The sequence below is a fragment of the Peribacillus deserti genome (genome assembly GCF_002863585.1).
Taxonomy (GTDB): domain Bacteria; phylum Bacillota; class Bacilli; order Bacillales; family DSM-1321; genus Paraperibacillus; species Paraperibacillus deserti_A.
Genome location: NZ_PGUY01000040.1, coordinates 21,455 through 30,021, shown reverse-complemented (window position 1 = coordinate 30,021; position 8,567 = coordinate 21,455). Strand labels below are relative to the sequence as shown.

General features: G+C 37.2%; 14 protein-coding genes. 8 read left to right on the top strand and 6 right to left on the bottom strand.

The features are described 5' to 3' along the window. Nucleotides 1-322 precede the first annotated feature (322 nt). From CUU66_RS13170 to CUU66_RS13145, 8 genes are read left to right on the top strand one after another with little or no spacing between them, the layout of a single operon-like run. Entirely contained in the window at nt 323-658 is a 336-nt protein-coding gene (locus CUU66_RS13170; RefSeq protein ID WP_101642899.1) for a hypothetical protein, read from the top strand. 13 nt (nt 659-671) lie between these two features. Beyond that, nucleotides 672-1,001: a YolD-like family protein gene (locus CUU66_RS13165; RefSeq protein WP_101642897.1), complete on the top strand. Its 330-nt coding sequence runs from the start codon at nt 672-674 to the stop codon at nt 999-1,001. Then, nucleotides 998-1,153, top strand: coding sequence for a hypothetical protein (locus CUU66_RS24185; protein WP_180955276.1), 156 nt, complete (start codon nt 998-1,000; stop codon nt 1,151-1,153). The genes CUU66_RS13165 and CUU66_RS24185 overlap by 4 nt, the downstream gene beginning before the upstream one ends. Continuing rightward, nucleotides 1,146-1,412, top strand: coding sequence for an antitoxin VbhA family protein (locus CUU66_RS13160; protein ID WP_101642894.1), 267 nt, complete (start codon nt 1,146-1,148; stop codon nt 1,410-1,412). The genes CUU66_RS24185 and CUU66_RS13160 overlap by 8 nt, the downstream gene beginning before the upstream one ends. Beyond that, on the top strand, nt 1,412-2,116 hold the full coding sequence (locus CUU66_RS13155) for a hypothetical protein (protein WP_101642892.1): 705 nt from the start codon (nt 1,412-1,414) through the stop codon (nt 2,114-2,116). Before CUU66_RS13160 ends, CUU66_RS13155 begins: the two co-directional genes overlap by 1 nt. Further along, entirely contained in the window at nt 2,091-2,306 is a 216-nt protein-coding gene (locus tag CUU66_RS13150) for a hypothetical protein (protein WP_101642890.1), read from the top strand. The genes CUU66_RS13155 and CUU66_RS13150 overlap by 26 nt, the downstream gene beginning before the upstream one ends. Further along, a complete protein-coding gene (locus tag CUU66_RS24180) occupies nt 2,303-2,470 on the top strand; it encodes a hypothetical protein (protein WP_180955275.1) in 168 nt (55 codons plus the stop codon). The genes CUU66_RS13150 and CUU66_RS24180 overlap by 4 nt, the downstream gene beginning before the upstream one ends. A 19-nt stretch (nt 2,471-2,489) precedes the next feature. Then, entirely contained in the window at nt 2,490-2,774 is a 285-nt protein-coding gene (locus tag CUU66_RS13145) for a hypothetical protein (RefSeq protein WP_101642888.1), read from the top strand. 458 nt (nt 2,775-3,232) lie between these two features. Here CUU66_RS13145 and CUU66_RS13140 read toward each other — a convergent pair whose 3' ends face one another. The 6 genes from CUU66_RS13140 to CUU66_RS13110 form a co-directional block, all read right to left on the bottom strand. Further along, entirely contained in the window at nt 3,233-3,628 is a 396-nt protein-coding gene (locus tag CUU66_RS13140; protein WP_101642886.1) for a DUF6262 family protein, read from the bottom strand. Beyond that, nucleotides 3,621-5,711 (bottom strand): tyrosine-type recombinase/integrase, encoded by a 2,091-nt coding sequence (locus CUU66_RS13135; RefSeq protein ID WP_101642883.1) that lies wholly within the window; start codon nt 5,709-5,711, stop codon nt 3,621-3,623. Before CUU66_RS13135 ends, CUU66_RS13140 begins: the two co-directional genes overlap by 8 nt. Before the next feature lie 29 nt (nt 5,712-5,740). Beyond that, entirely contained in the window at nt 5,741-6,919 is a 1,179-nt protein-coding gene (locus tag CUU66_RS13130) for a tyrosine-type recombinase/integrase (RefSeq protein WP_101642881.1), read from the bottom strand. A 588-nt stretch (nt 6,920-7,507) separates the two neighbouring features. Beyond that, nucleotides 7,508-7,792 carry a DUF3231 family protein gene (locus CUU66_RS13120; protein ID WP_180955274.1) on the bottom strand — a complete coding sequence of 95 codons (285 nt, stop codon included), beginning with the start codon at nt 7,790-7,792 and terminating at the stop codon, nt 7,508-7,510. A 165-nt stretch (nt 7,793-7,957) separates the two neighbouring features. Continuing rightward, nucleotides 7,958-8,152 carry a hypothetical protein gene (locus tag CUU66_RS13115; protein WP_142383727.1) on the bottom strand — a complete coding sequence of 65 codons (195 nt, stop codon included), beginning with the start codon at nt 8,150-8,152 and terminating at the stop codon, nt 7,958-7,960. A gap of 38 nt (nt 8,153-8,190) precedes the next feature. Continuing rightward, a complete protein-coding gene (locus CUU66_RS13110) occupies nt 8,191-8,526 on the bottom strand; it encodes a DUF3231 family protein (protein WP_101642875.1) in 336 nt (111 codons plus the stop codon). Between the last annotated feature and the right edge of the window lie 41 nt (nt 8,527-8,567).

Sequence of the window (8,567 nt, the reverse complement as noted above, 5' to 3'; positions counted from 1 at the left end):
CAAGAGGTTATTTTTTTATTCAAACCTCATTTTCATTCATTACAGGAATGCTGCCCCGTTAGTTTAAGTGTAATAGTTCACAAACAGTCCCACCTTAACAAAAATCAACCCTTACCTTTAACAAAGCCATATTTTTTAAGATTGATTGGCTTTCTCCATGATATTTGTAACGTTTCCAAGATATTCGGCAATGAAACTTCTAACCATAGATATCTAAAACCCTTTTGGGTACTTTTCTTGTGAGCTTAATTCTTTTTTAGTATATTGAACAGAACGTACGTTTGCTTTATGATTGAAGAAAGCGAATAAGGAGGAAAAATAAGTGCAACTAACATTTTCGGAAGGTAGCTGCATGACTTTGGAACAGCATATGTACATCCAGGCTATTTTTTACTTAGAGGAAGAAAACTATAGGCACAAATGCAAAATAAACATTTTGGCTGCTGATACAGAAATCAAAACCAAACATATTGATATCAAGGTATTACATACATACCCATACAACATTTCGCAACACCAAAGAGTCCTGGAATACTTGAATGAAAAAAAATTTGATACATTCTTATCCTTGCGTTCCGAACTAGTGGAAATCGTTAGTGACGAAATCGAAAAAACTGGGAACTGGAAAGATTACCGGCTGGAAGTATTGTTTTGGTAAAGGAGGGGTCTATATGAGCTTGCAAGACCGTGGCAATATCAAGTGGCAAGGCATGATAATGCCTGAACACAAAGCGCAAATACTGCATTTATTCCATGATGACAAGAAGGAAACGAAACCGGTTCTTGACGAATATCAACTGGAAGAAATCAATTCCATCATTTTGGAAAGTCTCGAATCGGAAAAAATCATCAGATTGAAGCTGCACGACCACGGATATTCCGAAATGGTGACTGGAACTGTAACGAAACTGGACCCTCATAAGAGATTACTACATTTAACGGACCCTGACGGAACTGTTAAACCCGTCAAATTTGCTAAAATAATAGGAGCGACAATATGAAGAAGATTCAAATTGAAAGGCTAAAAACCATCAAAAGCACGAAAGTCATAAATAACGGTCATATAACGACCTCTACCGGACAAAAAATTGGATATGCCACAATCAAACGAATCAAACCCGTTAAAAAAGCAGGGAGGCTAACTAATGGATGACAAAGAAAAACAGATAAAAGAATATACATTGCCTGATATGAGAAGTGGCGAAATGTTATCTGAAATTGTTCGCGGGGTCAAAGCTAGGAATCATGCAGCTATTTTAAAAGCAGCAATGAGCTCCGCCAAAGCTTCTGTCGAGATTGAGGGGTTCCGAATCAGCTCCGAAATGGACGAGTTGGTTCGTAAGCGACTATCCGAACAGATTTCCGAAGAGGAGTTTGAAAAAGCGATAATGGAGCTATTGGAGGGCAAATAATGAGTTATGAAGATGCATTGCGAAGGGAATTCAATGAGAAGGTACGTATGCTGATGGAAGCTGCTACTGATAAGCAATTGGTTCAGCAAATAAAGCGCTTCGAAACAATAGATAAAAGCTCAGTTCACCCACAAAAGAACATGATGCTGCCATTACCAGAGCAATTCACGGAAAAACTGTTATCTAACGCTGATGGATTGGTGGAAGAGATTCTTAACGAACAAGCAGAAGGTAATATAAAACAAGCAACCGAAGTATTTTTCCCTCCATTATCAAGGCTATATGAGGATTACAGCCATTTCTTATCCATTGTGAACCATTATATACAAAATACGCCTGATAGTAAGCTAGAACAATATAAGGAGCCCTTGTTAAAGCTAAAAAAGCAGCTTTTAGAAATGCAAAATGAAACAATGAGCTTATTTGATGAATTGAATGAAAAATTAAAGGGCTTGATTGGATTACCTAGTTTTACAACAGAAGCGCATCGTGATGGAGAAAAACAAGCTCTTGTTAAAGAAGTGATAGAAGTTGTTTCTAGGCGATTGCAACTAACAAGAAGCAAAGTCGAAGAGCAGCTTATTGACGTTTTAAATGGAATGGAAGTTGAGAACCGGGATAGAGTAATTAATGCAGCATGGAGTTGTGGCTCTATTGATGAAATGAGGTGTGAAATAATTGACCCAAACAGAACAGGTAATTAGAGATATGACCCTCTCCATTATTTCAGGTCGTCTTAACAAAAGTTTAGAGGAAACAGAAGGATTAGTGGGCAATATCTTAGCCTTAATTCCGATGGAGAATTATTTGGGTATGATTAAACCACTTGTCAACATTACTAATCTGGAAGAGTGTTTAGAAATATTGAATGAAAACGTGGAGGTGAAGGAATGAATGTAGTTCCGTTCCCCAAACAAAAGATTTATCTAACTGAAGAAGAGATTGAGAGGTTCAATAAACTTAAAGAGAAATTAGCTAATTCCATTACACCTGGAGAAGCTACTCACTACAAAAATGAGCTGGATTCATTAGTTGCGAGAGGAATAAATAGAAAATAAGACTTAAAGGTCGTGGTTAATGATGAAAAAACGCATAGCAAAGGAGCAACTTGCACCAGGAATACTTGCCCTAAGAAAACAAATTTTAAGGGAATCTGAAAGAATTAAAAATCGAACCAAAGAAGACGTAATTAAAGAATTAGAAGATGAAATTAAACAGTACGAAGAGCTTTACGGTGGACCTTTTGAAGTTGTATTCCAAGATGTATTTGACCCCGATGCCTTAGCCGAACCCGACGATTTTTACAACTGGCGTGATGCTCTTAAAGAATTGAATGCGTTAAAAAAAACGCTCCTTCCTTAGCGAAAAGAGCGTTTTTCTTCGAAATTATAAAAATGAACTCGATTCATTGCTGGTTAAGGCTAGGGAATCACATAAATAAAGCGACTTAAACATAATAATGATTCCAAGCAAACAATACACTCAACATCGAAAGGAAGATAAAACAGACGAACAACATGAACAACATCAATAACTTCATATGTGCATTGCTAGCGGTCATTATTGGATTTCTTTTCCTTATCCTCAGTGCTGTTAAGGAGAATACCAAATATCTGAAGGATAACGAATACCAATTGAACATAATTCAAGGACAGATAGATATGTTGCCAGAATGAAATAAAAAAGTCATATGCATGAGGCATATGACTTTTTTACTCTTTATTTCAATGAAAGGACCTCTCCCAATTGAGAACTTGTTTAATAATATATATTTAGTTTTTATATTGTATAGAATCAACCATTACCTTTAACATAGCCTTTTATAACTTCGCAAAGTAATCGGTAAGCTTTTCATTTTCTTTACCACGTAATTGCTTATTTTCCTCTTCGAGTTCTTTATTCTTTTTCTCCAGCTTTTCAATCCTTCTTTTAAGCGAAGCGATGACGGCGTTTTGGTTGTTTTCGTCTCGTTTAATTCGAGAATCTACGAATGCCTTTCCTTGTTGAGTTCGCAAGAACTCAATACGCTCCTTGAGCTCCTGGTGATTGTAAAGTGTTGCTTTACTCACTCCTGCTTCTTGAGCCACACTATTAAAGTTAATCGCCTTAGAATTCTTTGTAAGGCGTTTAATAGCTTCTTCAACCTTTTCCTTAGTTGCTTGTTTTCTCTTTTCATGTAGCTGCTTTATTTGCTCTTCACGGTCAAAGTTAGCCATTTGTTACACCTTTCTTTTTCTTTCGTTCTAATTGTCTCTTCAAACGGTCAAAACGACCAAAGATGACATTTCCACCCTTGATTGTTTCGTAAATGCTTTGGTATCTCTCCAAGTTCTTTTCGTTTGCTTTAATCATATCCTCGCGACCATACTCTTTTGATGCTTCAATCCACTTTGTAGTAGTTTCTATTAGAAGTTCGTACTTTTTAACATCAAAACTCGTCATACCTACAGCTAAATCAAAACAAGGCTTTCCATCGTTTGCTGTGAGACAAGGAGGCTCTGCTGCTAATGGGCAGTTTCCATTAACTCTTGCACGACAAGTCCCGTAAGGGTTGTCCAATGCATTTAACTTCTCGTCTTTCCACATCATATCCATGATGTCTTCAGGGATATCTTCAGCTTCTGAGACCTGATGAATTTCCCCGTTTAGGTCAAAGCTAAATACACCTTGTTTAACAACCTTCTCGAACTCCTTGCGTTTCGTATCATCGAATAACCGGGCATATCGCATCGTCATTTCAGGGGAAGCATGAGCAAGTAGCTCCTGCACGGTTAAAATATCAGCTCCACCATTTAACATTTTAACTGCATAGGTGTGGCGAAATTGGTGGCTCTTAAAATGAAAAACGTTGCCTATTTCATCAGTAATGTTCTTTTTTATTGCTAGTTGGTTTAGTTTTTCTTGTACCCAATGCTGTGAAAAAGGTTTTTTCTTACGGGAACCACTGTACCTAACGAAGATGTATTTGACAGGGTTATTATCATCGTTACTGTGTTCCTTGGAGTTGTGTATTAAAACGGCAATCATGTTTGCTAATTGGTCGTCAATCGGGATTTTATGACCTTTTACATACGTTTTTTCAATATCGGTTTGAATTGAATATTTACCATTTAATCGAACTAAGCATTTTTGTGTTAATCCCAATACGTCACTTATACGCAATCCAGTTTTAAAAGCAACCCACACGATAGGTTGTACGTCTGGATGGAGGTCGTTGATGTTCTCAAATAATTGCTCTAGAACATGTTCAGGAATATAATCAATATCATCATCTGACTTTTTACTCAGATTGGGATAATCCTCAGAGTAAAGTAGAATGGTAGTTGATTTTTCAGGTGCAATGCTGTAATCAAAGCGTTGTGTATCTTTTAAAAATACATAAACACACTTTATGTTTTTTGCATAATGACGAATAAATTCTAAGTATTTCTCAATATGCTGTCTAGTTAATCCTTTTAAATCGTTCCATTCAGGCTCTAGTTCACTAATAAAATTTAAAAACTTAGGTACACCTTTCAAATATTCCCTAGCTGTACCCCAAGAAAATTTACCCCCGCCTAGTAATCTAGTTTTAATATATTTTTTAAAATGCATTTTAAATACATCATTTTCAATACTTGTAAAATCAATATAATATTGTGTCGTTGAGACGTTGTAATCCACTCCATAATAGGCATTTAATACTCGAATATCCCATCTATCCTTCTCCCATTCTTCGCGAGTATCGGTTAGAGTGAATAATTTCTCATACACGGAACGGAAGAAGTTTGCTACTATTCTTTTGTTCTCGTATTCACCATATTTGATATTCTTGCATGTTTGAGTTGTTTTTACACCTTTGTTGTTTAACCACCAAATCCACTGTTTTTCAGCTTTCTCAATATCTAAATCAAGTAAGGAAGAGAGGCGAGAATGTTCTTCGTTTAAGAATAAAACCAATTTATGTAAACATGTTTTGTAACTACTAAAAAAGCTGCTCAAACTTAGTTCATCGCTAAACAATTTATGATAAAGCACAAATTTAATTTCTAAGCCGATGTTGTGATTTTCGGTAGTGAACTTTATATATTTTCCTGTTCCTTTGTATTTACTAAATTGCTCTACAAAGTTAGGAATTTGACCAATATCAGTTACATTCCAAACATCATTGGCTAAAAAGTAATCATCATTGTCAACTCTTCTTGTTACTATTCCATCAGGGGATATATCTTTAACCTCGTAAGAGGAGAGGGTGGATGTGATTAAGTCCCAATAATCGCTTTGGGGGAGTAAATTGTTATTTATTATGATTTTATCCAATGTCTTTCCTCCTAAAATACCAATCTCGCTTAAAAAGGAACTGCTTCATCAGGAATACCAGATTGAAAGTCTTCCTCCTTGTTTTCTTTGCTTCGCCCAATCTCAAACGCATGAGAAGCCTTCTCCCAATCCTTACGGATATCATCTTCGGAAGGGTGGATGTATAGGTTCATCGTTGTCTGTATTTGTGCATGACCTAGGCGTTCTTGCACCATCTTAATATTTTTCGTTTGAAGGTAATAAATCGTTCCGTCAGTGTGCCGGAACATATGCGGAGTAATATGTATACCTGTTTTCTTCTCAACCTCTTTGAAGGTGGCATAGACATCAGAATAGGTAAGGGGCTCCCCGGCATTTTTCCCCCAAATCTTCACAAACACAAAGTTATGGTCTGGATTATATTCATCAAGCACTTCGTACAAATAATCGTCGTATAAATCCATGAGTCCTTGAGAGATGTCTAATCTTCTCTCTCCGGTCTTCAACTTACCTCCGTTTGGTAGTTCACCTCTATCTGTCAGTTGGATTTTGTGTTTCCTTTGTTTGGCATCGAATTGAAAGTCTTCAAGAAACAGGGAGAGAACCTCTCCTATACGCAATCCACTTTCAAAAAGCAACCGCACCAGAAATTTATCCCTAATGTTTGTAGTAGAATGATAAATCAATTCAACTTGTTCTTTTGTAAATACTTTTACTCTTTCTCTCGGCTCATCTAATTTAAGGACGTTTTTAGATAGTGGTTTCCCTTCATTTACATGATGTAAGAAGCCCTTGTACCCACCACCACCCGCACCCACAAATATCTTCTTCATGAGCTTTTCAACAACGTCTGAGTCAATTAACTCGTTTCTATATAGGTAATCATAAAACGATGTAACCACTGTCAGATAACTGTTTACTGTCCTTTCACTACGTTTAGCTTTTGTTCCTTTGTGGGGGATAACTTTATTACTCTCATAAGGGTTTCTAAGCCAAGCAACAAAGTTAGATAGCTTCTGGAAGTTAATTTCTTGATAGCTAATCTCTACTTGTTCCAGATATGTAAAGTAATGTTTTAAAGCCGTACAGTAAGTCTGTAAAGTATTGCTGCTACTCTCTCTGTTATGAAGGTATTTCATGTACTTTGCAACAGGTTCAACAGGTAACCCATTTGTGTTCACTAGAAGGTAGGCTTTTCTATTGTCAACAGATATCTCTTCTACTTTCATAAGAACAATCTCCCGTCTATTATTATTTTAATGTTCTATCCATAGAGACTACCGTTATTGTTGTTTTTTTAAGGTCCTCGAACCTAACGGTTCTGCGGAGTGCTGTCCTCGCACCGAGGCTATGTCCTCCACTTAAAACCGAACTAATGTTCTTATGTGTAATTCCATTTTATACAAATTGTACCATTTTATCAATCTTTATTTTCCTAATAAAAGATGTAAATAAAAAAGGATAATTAGCCCTCATAATGGACTAACTATCCTATGATTTAATATCTTAATTTAAGTAAAAGTTCCCTTTTTATTTTTTTTAATAGGCTGTTTTCGCAAACTTTGTTGTTATTGAACAAGGGGTTGATTTCCACTACAGGATGCTCGCTTTCCGCGGGGCGGGCGCTGAGCCTCCTCGGCTTCGCCTGTGGGGTCTCACCTGTCCCGCTGCTCCCGCAGGAGTCTCGCACCTTACGTTCCAATCAACCTGTTTAACAATAGGGTTTGTTCACAGAACTTATTAAAAAAACAACAATCTTTTAGAAAAGAGCCTTTTAATAATATGATCGCGGTCTACGGCTTGCGGCGGTTCTTCCATCACCCGTGTTTTATCATGATATTTGCCCTATCCTCGGCATATAGCGATACTTCCGGGAGCAGTGAAGCATACCGCAAACCAAGGTTTCTCCTCGGACTGGCTGATATCGCTGCACCATAATTCCCTATTGGGGCTGCAATCATTCCGGAAACATGAAACATCCTAAACTTATCTGAAAATACAGGACTTGTAGTTTCAGTTATTCCAGTGTCCCAGATCATGGGAGCTGGCAAATCTTCTTTTGTCAGGATCTGGCTGAAGATTTCGATCTGTTTTTTGCGCAATTTGTTTTCCCCTGAGCAAATACTGTTTCACCTCCTCATATTTTTCAAATGCTCATTTCCGGACTTTCATTTCCAATCAAAATTGACGTCAATAGCAGCGTTACAATTTTATATAAAACTAAGGCTCCCCGCCATCAAGCAGGGAGCCTTTTCCTATCCACCTATTTAACTGTGGGCAAATCCAGTGATCAGTTCCTTTCCGATCGTATTGGTTTCTACATTTTTTATCAAATGAGTGATTTCTATGGAAGTAAGCGGCCTGACATCACCCATTAATCCTAAATGCTGCCTTTTAACAAAATTCACTTTGTCCGGCAGGGAAAGGGTCGGCGGCTTTATATAGATTCCTTGTTTCAGCATTAAATCTCTGGTTAGATCCTGTACACCAACTGAAGCCTTTAAGACGCTTTTGTGAAATGTGACCATATCCGGTCGTGTAACATACCGAGAGCAATACTGCTTGCTGCCATTCCTAAGATGGACATATTCCTTAAATAGGCAAGCATAAAGACGTCAGTGAAAAGCTTTGGCGCATCAGGATGTACATCATCCTGTGTAAAGCCTATAGGAATAGCAAAATCCTCTTTTTTGAATAATTCTGTCAGGAAATGAACATTGCTTTTTGCTTGATTAATGGAGAATTCAAGTACCGGGCGTACTTCCGGATCCTCTACTTTATGTAAGAAATGGCCGACCACACAAATGGTTAACGTATCATTAATATACTTGACCAAGTACCAGTTATCTCTGTCGACGTCATTTGAATTTTTGTTTT

Excerpts from the sequence above, each read along its gene's own strand:
- CUU66_RS13115 (WP_142383727.1), bottom strand. The coding sequence starts at position 8,152 with ATGCTGAAACAAGGAATCTATATAAAGCCGCCGACCCTTTCCCTGCCG.
- CUU66_RS13165 (WP_101642897.1), top strand. The coding sequence starts at position 672 with ATGAGCTTGCAAGACCGTGGCAATATCAAGTGGCAAGGCATGATAATG.
- CUU66_RS24185 (WP_180955276.1), top strand. The coding sequence starts at position 998 with ATGAAGAAGATTCAAATTGAAAGGCTAAAAACCATCAAAAGCACGAAA.
- CUU66_RS13130 (WP_101642881.1), bottom strand. The coding sequence starts at position 6,919 with ATGAAAGTAGAAGAGATATCTGTTGACAATAGAAAAGCCTACCTTCTA.
- CUU66_RS13155 (WP_101642892.1), top strand. The coding sequence starts at position 1,412 with ATGAGTTATGAAGATGCATTGCGAAGGGAATTCAATGAGAAGGTACGT.
- CUU66_RS13140 (WP_101642886.1), bottom strand. The coding sequence starts at position 3,628 with ATGGCTAACTTTGACCGTGAAGAGCAAATAAAGCAGCTACATGAAAAG.
- CUU66_RS24180 (WP_180955275.1), top strand. The coding sequence starts at position 2,303 with ATGAATGTAGTTCCGTTCCCCAAACAAAAGATTTATCTAACTGAAGAA.
- CUU66_RS13145 (WP_101642888.1), top strand. The coding sequence starts at position 2,490 with ATGATGAAAAAACGCATAGCAAAGGAGCAACTTGCACCAGGAATACTT.
- CUU66_RS13160 (WP_101642894.1), top strand. The coding sequence starts at position 1,146 with ATGGATGACAAAGAAAAACAGATAAAAGAATATACATTGCCTGATATG.